The 16,082-nt window shown below is 38.6% G+C and carries 14 protein-coding genes and 6 tRNA genes; 12 read left to right on the top strand and 8 right to left on the bottom strand.

Annotated features, from left to right (window positions below):
- Positions 1-76 precede the first annotated feature (76 nt).
- From dapE to AC1PJ9_RS08380, 3 genes are all read right to left on the bottom strand, one after another.
- Positions 77-1,210: a succinyl-diaminopimelate desuccinylase gene (gene dapE / locus AC1PJ9_RS08390; protein ID WP_311086611.1), complete on the bottom strand. Its 1,134-nt coding sequence runs from the start codon at positions 1,208-1,210 to the stop codon at positions 77-79.
- Between the two features lie 125 nt (positions 1,211-1,335).
- Positions 1,336-1,479: an entericidin A/B family lipoprotein gene (locus AC1PJ9_RS08385; protein ID WP_002051109.1), complete on the bottom strand. Its 144-nt coding sequence runs from the start codon at positions 1,477-1,479 to the stop codon at positions 1,336-1,338.
- Positions 1,480-1,591: 112 nt separating this feature from the next.
- A complete protein-coding gene (locus tag AC1PJ9_RS08380) occupies positions 1,592-2,485 on the bottom strand; it encodes a DUF1853 family protein (protein WP_311086612.1) in 894 nt (297 codons plus the stop codon).
- Positions 2,486-2,589: 104 nt separating this feature from the next.
- On the opposite strand from AC1PJ9_RS08380, the gene AC1PJ9_RS08375 reads away from it, so the two are divergent.
- The 8 genes from AC1PJ9_RS08375 (at position 2,590) to AC1PJ9_RS08340 (ending at position 4,537) form a co-directional block, all read left to right on the top strand.
- Positions 2,590-2,958 carry a YbaN family protein gene (locus AC1PJ9_RS08375; protein WP_002051275.1) on the top strand — a complete coding sequence of 123 codons (369 nt, stop codon included), beginning with the start codon at positions 2,590-2,592 and terminating at the stop codon, positions 2,956-2,958.
- A gap of 213 nt (positions 2,959-3,171) precedes the next feature.
- Positions 3,172-3,675, top strand: a complete 504-nt coding sequence (elsL, locus tag AC1PJ9_RS08370) for a cell wall-recycling L,D-carboxypeptidase ElsL (RefSeq protein WP_311086613.1) — start codon at positions 3,172-3,174, stop codon at positions 3,673-3,675.
- 206 nt (positions 3,676-3,881) lie between these two features.
- Positions 3,882-3,957: transfer RNA gene (locus AC1PJ9_RS08365), tRNA-Val, on the top strand.
- 24 nt (positions 3,958-3,981) lie between these two features.
- Positions 3,982-4,058: transfer RNA gene (locus tag AC1PJ9_RS08360), tRNA-Asp, on the top strand.
- A 47-nt stretch (positions 4,059-4,105) separates the two neighbouring features.
- Positions 4,106-4,182 (top strand) — tRNA-Asp (locus AC1PJ9_RS08355).
- A gap of 21 nt (positions 4,183-4,203) precedes the next feature.
- A tRNA-Val gene (locus AC1PJ9_RS08350) sits at positions 4,204-4,279 on the top strand.
- Positions 4,280-4,318: 39 nt separating this feature from the next.
- Positions 4,319-4,395: transfer RNA gene (locus AC1PJ9_RS08345), tRNA-Asp, on the top strand.
- A 66-nt stretch (positions 4,396-4,461) separates the two neighbouring features.
- Positions 4,462-4,537 (top strand) — tRNA-Val (locus tag AC1PJ9_RS08340).
- A 228-nt stretch (positions 4,538-4,765) separates the two neighbouring features.
- On the opposite strand, the gene AC1PJ9_RS08335 is transcribed toward AC1PJ9_RS08340, so the two are convergent.
- The 4 genes from AC1PJ9_RS08335 to yccS form a co-directional block, all read right to left on the bottom strand.
- Positions 4,766-5,551: a YdcF family protein gene (locus AC1PJ9_RS08335; RefSeq protein WP_263614507.1), complete on the bottom strand. Its 786-nt coding sequence runs from the start codon at positions 5,549-5,551 to the stop codon at positions 4,766-4,768.
- A gap of 126 nt (positions 5,552-5,677) precedes the next feature.
- Positions 5,678-8,224: a PepSY domain-containing protein gene (locus tag AC1PJ9_RS08330; protein ID WP_311086925.1), complete on the bottom strand. Its 2,547-nt coding sequence runs from the start codon at positions 8,222-8,224 to the stop codon at positions 5,678-5,680.
- Between the two features lie 157 nt (positions 8,225-8,381).
- Positions 8,382-8,957, bottom strand: a complete 576-nt coding sequence (locus AC1PJ9_RS08325) for an SdpI family protein (RefSeq protein ID WP_002051565.1) — start codon at positions 8,955-8,957, stop codon at positions 8,382-8,384.
- 100 nt (positions 8,958-9,057) lie between these two features.
- Positions 9,058-11,232 carry a YccS family putative transporter gene (gene yccS / locus AC1PJ9_RS08320; RefSeq protein WP_311086926.1) on the bottom strand — a complete coding sequence of 725 codons (2,175 nt, stop codon included), beginning with the start codon at positions 11,230-11,232 and terminating at the stop codon, positions 9,058-9,060.
- A gap of 127 nt (positions 11,233-11,359) precedes the next feature.
- On the opposite strand from yccS, the gene AC1PJ9_RS08315 reads away from it, so the two are divergent.
- Positions 11,360-12,574 (top strand): multidrug effflux MFS transporter, encoded by a 1,215-nt coding sequence (locus tag AC1PJ9_RS08315; RefSeq protein WP_311086927.1) that lies wholly within the window; start codon positions 11,360-11,362, stop codon positions 12,572-12,574.
- Between the two features lie 27 nt (positions 12,575-12,601).
- On the opposite strand, the gene AC1PJ9_RS08310 is transcribed toward AC1PJ9_RS08315, so the two are convergent.
- Positions 12,602-13,306 (bottom strand): nitroreductase, encoded by a 705-nt coding sequence (locus AC1PJ9_RS08310; protein ID WP_263614503.1) that lies wholly within the window; start codon positions 13,304-13,306, stop codon positions 12,602-12,604.
- Between the two features lie 510 nt (positions 13,307-13,816).
- On the opposite strand from AC1PJ9_RS08310, the gene AC1PJ9_RS08305 reads away from it, so the two are divergent.
- The 3 genes from AC1PJ9_RS08305 (at position 13,817) to AC1PJ9_RS08295 (ending at position 15,920) form a co-directional block, all read left to right on the top strand.
- Complete coding sequence (locus AC1PJ9_RS08305) at positions 13,817-14,020, top strand: hypothetical protein (RefSeq protein WP_263614502.1); 204 nt, start codon at positions 13,817-13,819, stop codon at positions 14,018-14,020.
- A gap of 184 nt (positions 14,021-14,204) precedes the next feature.
- A complete protein-coding gene (locus AC1PJ9_RS08300) occupies positions 14,205-14,345 on the top strand; it encodes a hypothetical protein (RefSeq protein WP_263614921.1) in 141 nt (46 codons plus the stop codon).
- Positions 14,346-14,444: 99 nt separating this feature from the next.
- The gene (locus AC1PJ9_RS08295) at positions 14,445-15,920 is read left to right on the top strand and encodes an alanine/glycine:cation symporter family protein (RefSeq protein WP_263614501.1); all 1,476 of its coding nucleotides are present in this window, start codon (positions 14,445-14,447) and stop codon (positions 15,918-15,920) included.
- Positions 15,921-16,082 lie beyond the last annotated feature (162 nt).

Below are 16,082 nucleotides of genomic sequence, written 5' to 3'. Positions count from 1 at the left end.
AATATACTCACAGTTAAAAATAATAAAAAGCACCTTAAAGAGGATGCTTTTTATCTAATTACTGATCTTTAATATTTTAAGCAAGTAGGTTCTCTAAAATTTGCTCATAAATATCAGTTAATGGATCAAGGTCATGTACATCCACATGTTCATTAATTTGATGAATAGTTGCATTTAGAACACCAAGTTCTAAAACTTGTGCACCTGTTGGCGCAATGAAACGACCATCAGATGTACCGCCACTAGTCGATAACTCAGTTTCAGTGCCAGTTACATTTAAAATAGCAGTTTGAGCAGCATTAACTAATTCACCTACTGGAGTTAAAAATGGTAAACCAGATAAGTTCCAGTCAATCTCATATTGCAAACCATGCTTATCTAAAATTTCATGTACGCGCTGTTTCAGCTGTTCAGCTGTAACTTCTGTTGAGTAACGGAAGTTAAAAGTAACTTCTAAAGTACCTGGAATAACGTTAGTTGCACCAGTACCTGAATGAATATTCGAAATTTGGAATGAAGTTGCAGGGAAATATTCATTTCCATTGTCCCAAACAGTTTGACATAACTGTGCTAAGGCAGCCGAAGCTTCATGAATTGGATTGCGAGCTAAGTGAGGATATGCCACGTGACCTTGTTTACCATGAACATGTAGTACGCCATTTAAAGAACCACGACGGCCATTTTTAACAATATCACCTAATTTACTTGTACTTGATGGCTCACCGACCAAACACCATGTAATTTTTTCATTACGCTCTTCAAGTGTTTCAATAACTTTAACTGTACCGTTAACAGCAGGGCCTTCTTCATCTGAAGTAATTAAAAAAGCAATTGAGCCCTTATGATTTGGATGCTTTGCTACAAAGCGTTCAGATGCGACCACCATCGCTGCCAACGCAGTTTTCATATCAGCTGAACCACGACCATAGAGTTTGCCATCACGAATTTCTGGTGCAAATGGGTCTGAATTCCACGCATCTAAACGGCCTGTCGGAACAACATCGGTATGTCCTGCAAAACAAAACACAGGCCCTTCAGTGCCGCGTCGAGCCCATAAATTATCGACATCTCCAAAGCGCATAGGCTCAATGTGAAAACCAGCTTTAGCTAAGCGGTCAGCCATAATCGTTTGGCAAGTATGATCAATAGGAGTAACAGAAGGCTGTTGTAAAAGTTCTAAACTAAGCGAGAGAGTGTCTGAGTGGTTCATACCGGAAACTACATGATGAGTAGGTGAAATATAGTCCGATATAATAGGCGAATCTCTGAAGGTTGGGTATTTAAAAATAAAAAAACCTTATCGAAGTGATAAGGTTTTCCGAAGCTGTGCATAACTTACATTTTATTCTCAGTTTTTTGTGCGGTATTACTTACAGCATCACCAGCTTTAGAGACATCTTTACCAAAACCCTTGAACGTATTACAGCCAGTTAATACAAATGCAATCATTACAGACGCGACTAAAACTTTTTTCATCATTTTCTCCGTTTAAATTTAATAATGAAGTAAATTTAGATTAAAAAACAAACGTAAAAAGAAACATGACTATTTAATAGTAAAAACGTTATAAATTGTTTCTATAAGCCCATACCTACTTGTAAAGCGGCATTTTTTCGTCGTTGTCGAGTCTTAGACTTAAGAGAGGAGGATGTCTAAACATATAAAACTGAGTGTTCTCAGTGTTTCTATAATATAAGCCGTCAGCCCACCAATAAGCAGTGTTTGAACTTGCTTGTTTATTTGGACAAAGCCATTCATGTCTCTCTAGACGATAAAAATTGTAGTTAGGAATCACTGTTCCCCAAAATCCGAGACGACGGGTTGAATTTACCCAGTCTGGAATCGATTGGTCTTGAGCTGAATTTAAGGGAAGGTAGAGCTGACCTTTTAGTACAGCAAAACGCTGTTGAACTTTAAAACCTAAAGCTTCTGAAAACTGAAACTGCTTATCGGTAAAGTGATAAAGCTTTTTACTCAAAGTATCTTCTCTGTTTAGGCCAATCCACTGTTCTAAATTTAATTGACCTTCACCCAAGTAATATTTTAGGGCAACTTCCCAATGTTCAACTTGTTGAGTTTCTTTATTTAAAACTAAAAAATCGAGCTCCCCTAAAGTTTTTGCGCCCTCAATTTTTTGAATACTATGGCCTAATAACTGATAAGAATGATATTGATCTTCCTGTAACCAAAACCAAAGTAAATTTTCAAAACGTAAGCCTAAGCGTGTGCTTTTAAGCCGAGACATAAACTGAAGTAAAGGTTCTGGTGTTTCATCGAGTTGTTTTAAACGTGGTAAATAGTTCTGAAAATGTTGTTCCCAAATCTGATCAGGGTGTAATTGAAAGTTATGCTGAATAGAAAGACTTTGAGGAAGATGACAAAGTAAATTGGGACTAGCAATAGTAAAGGCTAATTGTCTTACCATTGGATGGTTGAACTGTAGCCATGGCTCAAAATAGGATGTTTTAACTGAGGCAATATTCATACGTTTAGTACTCGAAATAATTCATCCCAATTTCATGGTCGATCAACAAAACAATACCAGAAAAACACTTTATACTACGATCAACAATAGCTTAAGGTTTATATATGCGAACATTGTTTTGGCGAACTCTGGTCGTGATTTTTATCACGCTTGGTATTATTGGAGCAATTTTACCAGGCATGCCGACAACAGTGTTTCTTATTCTGGCTGCTTGGGCTGCCTCAAAAGGATGGCCTCAGATGGATGCATGGCTATTAAATCATCCAAAATATGGACCAACCCTACGTGATTGGCGAGCCAATGGTACGGTACCACGTAAGGCAAAATGGATCGCAAGCATTATGATGACCGCAAGCGGTATTTTAATGCTGTTTACCTCTGCGCCATTTTGGGTGAAAGTTTTCACTGATACTACCATGCTCGTTGTTGCAATTTGGTTATGGCTACGCCCTGAGCCAAAATTAAAAGATTGATAATCTTTTAATTTTGGCGCAAGACAAGCGGTGAAACCGCGCGTAGATAAAAGAAGATTGATAATCTTTTATTTTTGGCTCAAGACAAGCAGTGAAACTGCGCGTAGATAAAAGAAGATTGATAATCTTTTAATTTCGGTGCAAGACAAGCTTTCCCATAATTTTTCATTAAAGCTCAAAATAGAGTTGAGTTTATATAAGAGAAGAAATTCGATGTCCAAATTTAAACTTGAAGATGCAGATATTCTTATCGATTTAGCAAACCAAACTTTAAGCCTCCCTAAACATAATAAGTTTTATGTGGTTTCTACAGGTAAGAATGGAATAGGGGAACAAGAAAATACCGGGAAAACTCCACGTGGATGGCATCGTGTTGCCCAGAAATTTGGTATGCAGTCCCCTAAAAATGCAGTTTTTATTGCACGTAAGCCAACAGGCGAAGTCTATAGCAGTGAACTCGCTACACAATTTCCGGAACGAGATTGGATATTGTCACGCATTCTTTGGTTAGATGGTTTAGAAGAGGGCTTTAACAAAGGAGATGGGCACGACACTATGCAACGTTATATCTATATTCATGGTACTCCTGATAAAGAACCAATGGGTGTTCCAATGTCACATGGATGTATTCGAATGCGTAATGATGAAATCATTGAATTGTTTGATTTAGTCCCTGAAGATGCTCTTGTTTATTTGTCTGAACAATCTTTAACCTAAATTGTGATTTTAAACATTCTTGTTTTATTCGTCGAATGATCAAAATATTAAAATAAGTGCTTAAATAAAATACAAAAAATTGTTTTTTACTTAATAATGACTTATTTTTAATCATTCATTCGCATTTTTTTGAAAAGTTGTCGAAAAGCGTTTGACACCTGTTAAAGATTCTCTATAATGCACCTCACAAACGATGAAGACGTTAAGGGCGCTTAGCTCAGTTGGTAGAGCGTCTGCCTTACAAGCAGAATGTCGGCGGTTCGATCCCGTCAGCGCCCACCAAGCCTTTACGTTAAGCTCTCAAGTGCAGCGGTAGTTCAGTTGGTTAGAATACCGGCCTGTCACGCCGGGGGTCGCGGGTTCGAGCCCCGTCCGCTGCGCCACTTAAGACTTAACATCGTTTACCCCACAATTGCGATATTGTGAAAGTGCAGCGGTAGTTCAGTTGGTTAGAATACCGGCCTGTCACGCCGGGGGTCGCGGGTTCGAGCCCCGTCCGCTGCGCCACTTTTATAAAACGCTTTTGCAGGGCGCTTAGCTCAGTTGGTAGAGCGTCTGCCTTACAAGCAGAATGTCGGCGGTTCGATCCCGTCAGCGCCCACCATAATTTGTGACCATGCTTTATTTTTAAAGTATTGCAAGTGCAGCGGTAGTTCAGTTGGTTAGAATACCGGCCTGTCACGCCGGGGGTCGCGGGTTCGAGCCCCGTCCGCTGCGCCATTCTCTTGATTCCCTGATCTAGAGGATGTAATGTATAAAGACTGCGTTTGTTGTCTTTTTCAATCAGGGCGCTTAGCTCAGTTGGTAGAGCGTCTGCCTTACAAGCAGAATGTCGGCGGTTCGATCCCGTCAGCGCCCACCATAATTTTTTAAGTTTTAAAAAAATATGCACTAATTTATTTAGTGTTTTTGGCGTTTCTGCTATTCCTATTTCTTATCTATCTATTTTATCTCTTCTATTGTTAGTCAAAACCTATCCTTTCTATGCTTAATTTTTTAAGTTCAGATTTTATTACTTTAAATTATGATTACTATCTGGTTTAACTAAAGCTGCCATGCCGTAAAGTAATAGCAGCTTTCTGAACTAATATTAATACTCGTTTAGAATCCAGCCACTCGCATACGCAAAGTATTCACGTAGCCAAGCGTTATAGCGGGTGACCAAAGGCGTTTCAGCAGCAACTGTATAAACCTGGGTATAGCCTTGTTTCTTTGCAATAGCTGCAGCCCGTGGGGTATGGAAGTCACTTGTAACAATCGCAATGGGTTGATCAATACTAATATGACTCTGTTCAAGTAATGGTTTGCTGTTTCTAAGGTTAAGTTCAGTACTTGTGCTTTTGTCTTCAAGAATCATTCGGTCTTTTGCTATATGAAAACGTTGTTCCAAGTAACGAGACATGACTAATGCTTCGGGTTCTTTTTCTGAAAAGTCTAAACCACCTGTTAAAACAACTTTCGCTTGAGGTTGCGAAAGGGCAACAGGGGCTGCTGTATCAAGGCGTTTTGCAAGAATGGCAGAAGGTTGACCATTTTCTACACCACTACCTAAAACAATAATTGCTTTCACAGCGGGAATATTTTGACCTGTATCTTTATTTTCTTTAATAAAATTAAAAAAATAGCCTAAGCCTATTAACCAGATCCAAAAACATAGCCATCCAAAACGCCAAACTGAATGCAGTCGATAGTGGTAAAAGAAAAAACGTTCCAGATGATAATAAAATAATGCATAGAGACAGAAAAATGCCCCTAAGATTAAAGGAACAATTGTGCCTACATGAATTTTATTTAGAAAAGCTAGAAATAAGCCGTCCAAAAATAAAATCGAACCAATGATAGCTAGAAAAATCCGAATCCACTTACTGACTTGCATTGTGTTTAAAGTTGCAATTTAAATTGCAGACAGTGTATGCAAAATCATTCCGAATTCAATGCTGATTGCAATAAAAAGCCGAGTAAAGCATTTTAGCTATTACTCGGCTTTATTATTTATTGAAATTTAATAAACATCGCGGCGATAACGGCCTTGCTGTCTTAGCTCATCGACTTGTTCTTCACCTAAAATATCAATAAGCGCTTGATCTACTCCGCTAGCCATTCCTTCAATACTTCCACAAATATAAAGAACTGCACCGTGCTCAATCCATTTGACCAATTCCGCTGCATTTTCTCTTATTAGATCTTGAACATATATACGTTGCTCTTGATCACGTGAGAATGCCAAATCAAGTCGCTTTAACATTCCCATTGTTTGCCAAGCTTCAATAGTTGATGCATAGAAGAAATCATGAGTTCGTTGGCGTTCACCAAAAATAAGCCAGTTTTCAGTATAGTTATGACGAGTTCGGGTATGAAGTAAACTCATTAAACCTGCGATTCCCGTTCCATTGCCGATACAGATAATTGGGCGATTATCATCGATCAAGTGAAAAGATTCATTGGTGCGAATACGTAATGCAATACTCTGATTAATTTCTGTGTATTGAGTCAGCCAGCCAGATCCTAACCCTAAATGACCAGATTCATCGGATTGCTGGCGAACAACCAAACGAAGCGCTTGCTGAGAAGGGATGCTAGCAATTGAATATTCCCGCGTTGGTAGGGTAGGGAGCTGTTCTAATAAGTGGTCCAGATTCGCAAACGGTTCAATTTCACCCGTTAAATCTTTATTCCAAAGCGCCTTTTCAATAGAAATTTGTAGCGAGTCTACCACTGCATTTCTAAGAATATGGTGGTGTTGTAAAAACTCATTAATACGTTCAGGACTATTACCTGGTTGTATTTCAGCAATATCTCCCGCTTGCCATACAGCTTCATGATTGGCAGTAAGTTCAATATTGTAAGCGGGTTCCCCTAGACTATTTGGGTTGAGTAAATCACGTTGTTGTAATGTCCAAGTGTCAAATACTTTTTCAAGATTAACAGCATGCAAATCTAGTTTAGTTGCTTTTGTAAGAGCTTGATTCCAGTTTTGAATATGTGCTGGATTTGCATTATCGACTTCAATCGTATCAAAGTAGGCTTCAGCTCCATTGTTTTTAAGCCATGCATCTACAGTGTGACCAAAACTACAATAAGTATCTGGGTATTCTTTCGAGCCTAAAGCTAACACAGCATATCTGAGATGTTTGAGCTCTAATTGCGTTTTTAATAGCTTTTTAGCAAAACTCGAAGCTAAATCTGGTGCCTCTCCAGTACCATAAGTACTGATCACAAAAAGAATTTGTTGATGCTGTTGTAAATCCGCTTCAGTTAACTGTTGTATAGATTTAACCTGAACAGGTTGATGTGCTTCTTGTAAGCTAGTTGCGGTACTCCATGCGAGTTGCTCTGCAACTCCTGTTTGGGTGGCATAAGTAATTAACCAAGGTTTAGCATTTTGATCAATGTAGTGACCAGCTAAAGATTGGCGAGCAGCTTGTGTTAGTTTTTTCTGTTTACGACGTTTTAGGTAAAGCATCCATCCGGTAACAAAGAATAAAGGCATCGCTAAAGACGCAAGCATTGCTACAAATTGATAAACTGGTCCAAAGAAGCTGCCACGGTGTACGGGTAACATGCTACTCATGATTTTTTGATTAAGCTTTTTATCTTCATAAAGCTCCATCTTTTCAATACTGGCAGTTTTATAGTTATAAATAGCTTGGTTACGTGCACGTTCGTGTTGTGGTGTTGCATCAACAAAAGTTAATTCTAATTTTCCATCATCTTTTTTCGGTAAATTCACTGTTAAAGTTGAATAGTCACGTCCGATTTTATTGTTAAAGCCACTCCAAGTCTGGTTGAGGGCAGTAATCAGCTGAGCGCTATCTAATTTAGCTTCAGAAGATTTGTCTTTATCGCGTCCAGCTCCGCCATGTCCTTGCATTTTAGGTTGTTCTACACCTAGTACTTTGAACATACCGCTACGCCACCAGTCATATGACCAGTATAAACCTGTACATGCAAAAAGAAGATAAAAAACAATAACCCATGTACCTACGACAGCGTGTAAATCCCAAATAAAATTTCGACCTTTAAGTTTGGGTTTAACAGCAAGCCATTGACGTGCAGAGTGTTTCTTGGGCCAACGTAAATATAATCCGCTCAAGACAAAATAAATGAGCATGAGGGCACAAGCACCAGTAATTTGTTTACCGAACTCACCAGCAGTTAAGTTACGGTGAATTTGTTGTATTAATAGAAGTAACTCTCGGCCTTTAACATCAGGCAATACCTGTGCTGTATAAGGGTTAACCATCATATTGTAGCCACGTCGTTCGCCTTCTTTTTCAATGTTTACAACAGATGAGGCGGTAGGATCTTTGGCTATGGTAATGCTATTAATTTTAATTTCAGGCTGGGTTGTTGCGAAATGTTGATAAAGCTGAGCAGGGGTAAGCTTAGGTGAGCTTACTGCTTGTACAACATAACTATCTGTATTTACCCATTTTAAAATTTGTTGATCATAAGAATAAATTGCGCCTGTAACACCCATAATTGATAAGATGAGGCCAGCACTAATACCCATAAACCAATGAATTTGAAATAAAAACTTTTTAAACATGGTCGAAAAATGTGAATATGATGGAGATCTTGTAACGGAGTATAGCCGAAGATTGAGTAGATAGTATGGATTTTGGAGATAATATTAATTTTCATTATCATTTATTTTTAGCATAATAAAAAACCTCCTGTAAAGGAGGCTTTTTAATGAGGTGAACTTATAAAGTTTTTGGTTCACCTACAGTTTCTTTCAAATGCTTACGAATTGTATTGAAAGAAAAGTTTTTAGAGTCCATGCGTTTAGGCAAGATATATGCACCTTGCTGTTCTTGGCCCTTAGGATCTTTTACTTTAAAGTTAACTAAAATAAAGTCAGGCGTGTTGTACCATTCATAGATGTTTTTCCACCCAATAGTTCCAACGCCTTCTTGTAATCCCATTTGCTGGCGCATTACGATACCGTGAGGTTGTACACCTAAGCGAATGCCTTTAATTTCCTGTACAGGAAACTCATTCATCTTACGCTTCACGTACCATTCCAAACCATATGTGCGGCCAAGGTAATAAAGCACTACACCAACAATAGCAACCCAGCAAATCACTGTAGAGTAGTTCTTAATAAAAATAAGACCTAAAATCGCAAGGGCTAAAATTACGCCCATAATTGCCCAGATTTTTGTGCTGATTTTATTGGTGCTGCGCCAGATAAGAAGCTGTGCATTACGTTGTTCAGCTTCTGTTACCTCGTAAGGAACAGGCTGAAGCGTATAAGCATATAAAGTTTTCGCGGTCATAGTGCAAATAACAAATTGTAAACTGTTTTAAGTTTAGCATTAATTGGCATAAGTCAGGAAAGGATATTATGCCAATTTCATACTAAATTCCGAGTCAATTTTATAATGAAGCAAGTTCGCTGGCATCATTATCAAGATCATGACTTAGGCGTTGTTTCAACATACTAAATCGGTTTAAAACACTCAGCATCAGTGATAACTGCTGTAAAATAATGAGTGACTTTTGGTCTTCCTCATCATTTTGGCTTAAACGTTGACGTATTGTTTTAAGCATATTTTGTGCTGTCAAATCAGGCATTTCATCTCTTAATAACGCACCTTGTATGTCGTCTAACGCTTGATCTAAAACGTTAAGAACCGCTTGATCCTGAATCTTTTCCCGATGTGCTCCAAGTGCTGCGATATAACTTAAAAATGTATGATTGAGACATAGAAATTCAAATATATCTGACTTACGGGTAGGGTCAAAATCTGGCTCAGTGGCTAAAGTTGAAATTAGTGAAGCGACCTCAGCATCGGTATTATGGGCGGCACGGCGAACAATACGATAATTGAGCGCGTGGTTATGTCCTTCATGATATTGCTTTACCACTTCCGCTAAATAATTACATTGTGCTTGTAAGGAGCGTCGAATACTGCGCGGTAGGCGGCGGAACTTCCAGTCAGGCCAAATAAAGGTGACACCAAACCATGCTAAAGCGCATCCAATTAAGGTATCAACAAATCTAGGAATAGCCGCAGCGACTGCCGAGCCATCTAAGTTGAAGTTAATTAATGCCAAAATTGTGATGAAAGCGGTTGCTTGGGCATATTGCTTACTACGTAACTCGAAAAATAGTACGCCGCTTAAGATCAGCATGACTAATTGCCCTTCCACAGAAGGGACTAGAAACACCACACTAAGACCGACAATAATGCCGACCAGTGTACCAACTATACGCAAACGTAAACGACGTTTGGTAGCGTTAAAGTTAGGTTGGCTAACAAATAGTGCGGTCAGCATAATCCAGTAGCCATATTCGATCCGAGTGGTTTGAATAAATACATATCCAATGAAAAGAACAATCGATACTCGAATGGCATGACGAAACAGCACAGATTCAGGTGTTAGATTTTGTTTAATTCGAATAACAATATCATTCCAACCCTTTAAATCATCATCTTTGAGTTGGTTTTCAGCCTGTTTCACTTTATCAGACTGAATATGCTGCTCTGTTTCTAAGTTGAGTAATTGTGAGTCAATAGACTTCAAATTTCGGTATAAGGCAAAAAGTGCGTTGACCCACAATAAATCATATTGTTGATCATTTCTTAGTTTTACTAAAGATAAGCGTAAGTTCTCAAAACTCTGCTTAAAGCGTTTGTTATGGATATATGGTTTGCGCTGTAAAATACATTCATTTAGCTCTTGGCAAGCTTTACCCTGAATCGCCAAAATACGCTGAAATCTAAATAAAATATCACTATGCTGGAAAATTTTGGCTAACTTTTGATAGTCGATATGGGCAGAGTCTGCACGCTCATGAATATCTTGTGCAACAAAGTAATAATGTAAGCTACGGCGAGTACCTTTTTGTCCACGGTCACCTTTTAAACGGGTTAAAAGGGCGGTTTTAAGATCATTAAAAATTGTTATTAATTTGCCATTTTCTAATGAAAGATCAATCATGCTCTGTTGATAACTCGCAGGAGTCATATCAACATCAAATAAATTAGATTTAGCAAATAGAAAGTCACCTAATGAGGCATAAGATGCCGCAAGTTTGTCTTGAAGCTGACGAACCGGAAATAATAAAAAGCTAATAGTTGCAATCAGCCCGTACCATGCCGCACCCGCGACTAAAAGCGCTGGCTGTATATACCACTGGTCAAATAAATGGACTCCGAGCATGGTATAAACCGATACAACTAGACATCCATAAGAGATTGTTGCGTAACGGCGGCCTAATGACCCCAGTAAAATCCAGCCAATGCAAGAGGCGATTAGTCCTAGCGCAAAAAGCATTGGATAAGGGAAAAGTAATTGTACGGAAGCTGCAGTAATGAAGAAACCAATATAGGTGTAAATCAAATTCATGATACGCACTGAAAAGCGATCATCAATATCACTTAAACCAGCTGCGACCACACCTAAAGTAAGGGGAATTGTTGCTAATTGATGGCCTAGAAAATAAGGCACGAATGCAGTTCCTGAAAAGGCGATCAGCATCCGCACGTTATACATAAATGATGTGTTATAAGTCGCTCTTTTTAGGCGTTTAAACCAAGATTTCAAATGAAGTCCTTGCTGATCAACCTGAGTGATAAAGGATTTGCGTATTTCTACACCAATGTTGCACAAATCATACGATAGACAGTGTAAGCTTGTCTGTATGCAAATGATTGAAAAATGAAATATCGTTATGTCTGAACAAACAGCCCAGCGTCAATATTCAATTGGCTGGATTATGCTGCTCGCTTTACTCACGGCTTTAGGGCCATTATCCATTGATATGTACTTACCAGCGTTGCCTCAAATGGCTCATGATTTTGGCGTAAGTACACAAATGGTAGCAAACACATTACCTGCTTATTTTTTTGGTTTAGCCATTGGTCAATTGGTATATGGGCCTTTAAGCGACCGTATTGGAAGAAAGAAACCACTTTATTTTGGGCTTGCGCTTTATGCAGTTGCAAGCTTGTTTTGCGTGCTCGCTACAAATGAATGGAGTCTAATAGCAGCGCGTATTTTACAAGCTTTAGGTGGTTGTGTAGGTGTGGTTATGGCTCGTGCTGCTATACGTGATCGGTTAGATGTTCAAGGTTCGGCACAAGCTTTTTCTAGCATGATGATCGTGATGGGTTTAGCACCTATTTTGGCACCAATGATTGGAGCTTGGATTTTAATCTGGTTTCCGTGGCAAGCGATTTTCATTGCACTTTCAATTGTTGGAGCAATCTGCTGGTTATGCGTACATTTCTTTTTTAAAGAAACCTTGGCAATCGATAAAAGGCTCAAGTTATCTTTATATCAAGTGGCTACCTTATATGGTGCTATTTTCAAAGATGCGAGCTTCCGGTTACCTATGTTCGCAGGGTGTTTAACTGGTGCTGCATTATTCTGCTATATCAGTTCAGCTCCAGCCGTTTTTATGGACCAGTATGGCCTAAATCAACAAGAGTTTGCTTACGTATTTGGACTGAATGCTTTTGGCATTATGTTGATGTCATCTTTAAACAAGCACTTAACAACACGTGTTGAAATCACTAAACGTTTAAGAGCTGGTTCAATGGTACAAGTTACAGGGGCAAGCATTGTATTAATTGCTGGATTAATTACTGCGGCACCTTTATGGCTTGTAATGATCGGGTTATTTTTAGCGATTTCAGGGATTGGTTTAACAGGACCAAATGCCATGGCCCTTGCCATGTCAAAGCAAGGCGCACGAGCAGGAACAGCCAGTGCAATCATGGGAAGCATGCAATTTGCTTGTGGTTTGCTGGGGGGAGTGCTGCTTAACTTTCTAGTTTGGTCTGCGTCACTCAATATGGGCGTGATGATGGTGCTATTTACTTTAAGTGGTTTCATCGTTGTTTTAAAGGCAGCACAACAGGCAAAAAGCAAACCTCTCTCATAATTTTAAGAGAGGGGTTTTCAGAAACTCTTAATCTAGAAAAACTGCGAAGTTCTCTACAGGTTCTCTAGGTGTAATAAATGTATTTACAATGTGTGCAGGATCGGCATGGCCTAATGCAACTGCACATACCAGCTCTTCATCATCTGCTGCGCCCAAAATATCTAGAACTATCGGGTGGAAATGATTCCAAGCTGCCTGTGGACATGTATCTAAACCGCGGGCCTTAGCAGCCACCATGACATTCTGGATCATCATTGCGATATCCATTTTTGAACCAATTCCCATCGCTTTATTGACTGTAAAGAAAAGTCCAACTGGTGCATCAAACAGTTTGAAATTACGTAACTGTTGAGCCGCCATTTTTTCTCTTTCTCCCTTTTTAATGTCCAATAGACCGTAGAGTCCCCAACCATTTTCGCGGCGACGGTCAATAAAGGGTGAAACCCATTTTTCAGGGTAATAGGCAAAAGTTTCTTTATATTGTTCCGCAAGTTCTGGATTTTTAGAAATCTCAACTTGTGCTGCACAAACGCGCTCTACCATTTCATCACGTTTTTGCCCTGTCACTACATAGACTTTCCATGGTTGAGTATTGGTCCCAGAAGGTGCTCGACTTGCGACTTTTAAGATGTCTTTAATGACTTCAGACTCAATTGGAGTATTTAAAAAAGCACGAACAGAGTGTCGAGAGGTAATAGCTTCGTCAACAAGGCGGACTTGTTCCAGATTCATGAGTACTCCTGATCCTTTCTTTCAATATTGACTGCTTTATAAAAGTCTAATTTCATATGTTGAAACTGATGCATTTATAAGCAAAAAATATTAGAAAAGAGATATCCTTACATGTATGATGAGTCGATTCGTTTAGACATAATGTCTAATCAATGATAATTCGAATATGCCACTTTCTATTCTAATAGACAAAATAGTGTGACTTCGTCAGTTATAAAAATAAAAGTATAACAGTGGATGAGCGAAAAATATTCAACTAGAAAAAAGGTATAATATGTTTAAAAACAGTACAAAACGGATGATTTTGTATGAAATGCGACCAATTTTTATATAAAATTTTAATGAAAAACATACACAAAAGTTTAAATTTCTGCATAATACCGATTTTTTACGCAAGTATGATTTCTCCATACTCACGTTAGGAAAAAGTAGTAGCTGCATAATAAAATACTTTTACAAAAAGGATTTTATGCAGAAGTGGAGAAATACACGAGGTATAAGGAGCTTTACATGAGTTTACCGCTCATCAACAAGCAGTTCATGAAACAAGGATTGGCGATTACCATTGCAACCATGAAAATGAACTTAACTCACGCAACGACTAAGCCACAAAAAATACAACAGCTTGGTACACATCTCAACGCACTCTTCTTTCATTGTAAAGAAAGGGGCTCAGATAGTCGCGTCATAGCGATCGCTTGTTACAGTCTTTGAAATTTATATGCAGTTTAGACATTCGCTCAAAAGTATATGTAAATATGCTTATTGGCTTAAATCCAGATTTTTTGTAACTCGATTAATTGATGGGAATCATTAAGCGAGCTGATTTAGCGGTGGTCATTTGTTAGTTTCCAAGTTTGTAGCCGAGTCGATGCATACTGTTCACCCAAATGGGGTTATGTTCAGTGATGCGATGAATTCATTTTATTTGAAGGATGCTTTCTCTCATGCGACCTTCAAAGGCTTAGTGCTGGGCACCATGTTGCTTAAACTTGTGACGATAATTGCTAATCAATTGACATTAAAAGTTTTTTCTTAAATGTACTGAAAAAGTCCCTATTGCTAGGGGCTTTTTTGTTTATTGCAGTATTTTGGCTTGTGCTAATAGCACATTAGCAAGAACGTAAGCGGACCGAGTATGAATGAACAACTCAATGCGACATTGATGTCGTGGGTAAAATTTTTTAATGACCCTTTATGGGATTTCCTAGTTATTTTCTTGCTGGCTGTCGGTATTTTTTATACGGTCTTAACAGGTGCAGTGCAAATTCGCATGTTCTTGCAAAGTATTCGTGTCATGAAAAGCAGTCGTACAGAAGGCGAAGATGAGCATGGTCTTACACCTTTCCAAGCATTTGTAACAGGTCTTGCGAGCCGTGTTGGGGTAGGTAACATTGCTGGTGTAGCAATCGCTATCGCAATTGGTGGTCCTGGTGCAGTGTTCTGGATGTGGGTAACAGCTGTTCTTGGTATGAGCTCGGCTTTTATTGAGTCTACACTTGCTCAGCTATTTAAAGTTCGAGACAGCAAGAGCAAACAATTCCGTGGTGGACCGGCTTACTATATTACTCAAGGTTTACGTAGTAAAACCTTTGGTGTGGTTTTCGCACTAGCATTAATCTTTACTTACGGCTTTGTATTTAACTCAGTACAAATCAATGCGATTGCTAATGCATCTTCACATGCATGGGGTTGGGACAAAGCCAATCTTATTGCTCATTTAGGTGGCGTTGATTTAGAAATCTCTTGGGTTGGTCTTGCGCTTGTCGTTATGGTTGCGTTGGCAATTTTTGGTGGTATTAAACGTATCGCTAAATTTGCAGAAATGTTCGTACCTTTAAAAGCAGGTCTTTACCTATCTGTAGCGTTATATATTGCATTAAGCAACTATGCAATTTTACCTGATGTGTTAAAACTCATTGTAACTGAAGCTTTCCATTTCAATGCTGCAGCAGGTGGCTTCTTTGGTGCTGCCGTATCAATGGCAATGATGCAAGGTATTAAACGTGGTTTGTTCTCAAACGAAGCAGGTATGGGTTCTGCACCAAACGCAGCTGCTGCGTCTGATGTTAAACATCCTGTAAACCAAGGTTTAGTACAAATGCTTGGTGTATTCGTAGATACATTTATTGTATGTACAAGTACGGCAATCATTATTTTAGTTTCTGGTGTTTACCAAGATGCTGGCTTTGTTGGTGTTGAATTAACTCAACGTGCATTAGAGACTCAAGTTGGACACTGGGGATCTGACTTCCTAGCAGTTCTATTATTCTTGTTCTGTTATTCTGCTGTATTAGGTAACTATGCTTATGCAGAAAGTAACGTACAATTCATTAATAACAACCCGAAAGTTATGTTCATCTTCCGTATTTTTGTATTGGTGATGGTGTACTTCGGTGCAATTGGTAGTGTGCCACTCGTTTGGTCAATGGCTGACTTGTTTATGGGTATCATGGCGACTATTAACTTAATCGCAATTTTACTTTTAACGCCTGTAGCTCGTACTTTGTTGAAAGACTACCGTGAGCAATTAAAACAAGGTATTAAAGAACCAGAGTTTAAAATTAATAAATATCCAGAGCTGAAGAAAAAAGTCGATTCAGATATTTGGTAATTTTCAAAAAAGCCTCTTAGAAATAAGGGGCTTTTTTTATACACTATAAAAACACTTGAGTATAAATTTTAAACATGACAAATTAAATAAATTCAATACAGCTTTTCACAGAACGAGCAACTAAACTTGCAGTTCAAATTTAACGTCATAGTGCAAAGATGG

It is taken from the genome of Acinetobacter sp. 70_2, from assembly GCF_056736115.1.
Note: the sequence above shows the minus strand (reverse complement) of the source record. Positions and strands in the feature narration are given on the sequence as shown.

Excerpts from the sequence above, each read along its gene's own strand:
- dapE (WP_311086611.1), bottom strand. The coding sequence starts at position 1,210 with ATGAACCACTCAGACACTCTCTCGCTTAGTTTAGAACTTTTACAACAG.
- AC1PJ9_RS08385 (WP_002051109.1), bottom strand. The coding sequence starts at position 1,479 with ATGATGAAAAAAGTTTTAGTCGCGTCTGTAATGATTGCATTTGTATTA.
- AC1PJ9_RS08380 (WP_311086612.1), bottom strand. The coding sequence starts at position 2,485 with ATGAATATTGCCTCAGTTAAAACATCCTATTTTGAGCCATGGCTACAG.
- AC1PJ9_RS08375 (WP_002051275.1), top strand. The coding sequence starts at position 2,590 with ATGCGAACATTGTTTTGGCGAACTCTGGTCGTGATTTTTATCACGCTT.
- elsL (WP_311086613.1), top strand. The coding sequence starts at position 3,172 with ATGTCCAAATTTAAACTTGAAGATGCAGATATTCTTATCGATTTAGCA.
- AC1PJ9_RS08335 (WP_263614507.1), bottom strand. The coding sequence starts at position 5,551 with ATGCAAGTCAGTAAGTGGATTCGGATTTTTCTAGCTATCATTGGTTCG.
- AC1PJ9_RS08330 (WP_311086925.1), bottom strand. The coding sequence starts at position 8,224 with ATGTTTAAAAAGTTTTTATTTCAAATTCATTGGTTTATGGGTATTAGT.
- AC1PJ9_RS08325 (WP_002051565.1), bottom strand. The coding sequence starts at position 8,957 with ATGACCGCGAAAACTTTATATGCTTATACGCTTCAGCCTGTTCCTTAC.
- AC1PJ9_RS08315 (WP_311086927.1), top strand. The coding sequence starts at position 11,360 with ATGTCTGAACAAACAGCCCAGCGTCAATATTCAATTGGCTGGATTATG.
- AC1PJ9_RS08310 (WP_263614503.1), bottom strand. The coding sequence starts at position 13,306 with ATGAATCTGGAACAAGTCCGCCTTGTTGACGAAGCTATTACCTCTCGA.
- AC1PJ9_RS08305 (WP_263614502.1), top strand. The coding sequence starts at position 13,817 with ATGAGTTTACCGCTCATCAACAAGCAGTTCATGAAACAAGGATTGGCG.
- AC1PJ9_RS08300 (WP_263614921.1), top strand. The coding sequence starts at position 14,205 with ATGTTCAGTGATGCGATGAATTCATTTTATTTGAAGGATGCTTTCTCT.
- AC1PJ9_RS08295 (WP_263614501.1), top strand. The coding sequence starts at position 14,445 with ATGAATGAACAACTCAATGCGACATTGATGTCGTGGGTAAAATTTTTT.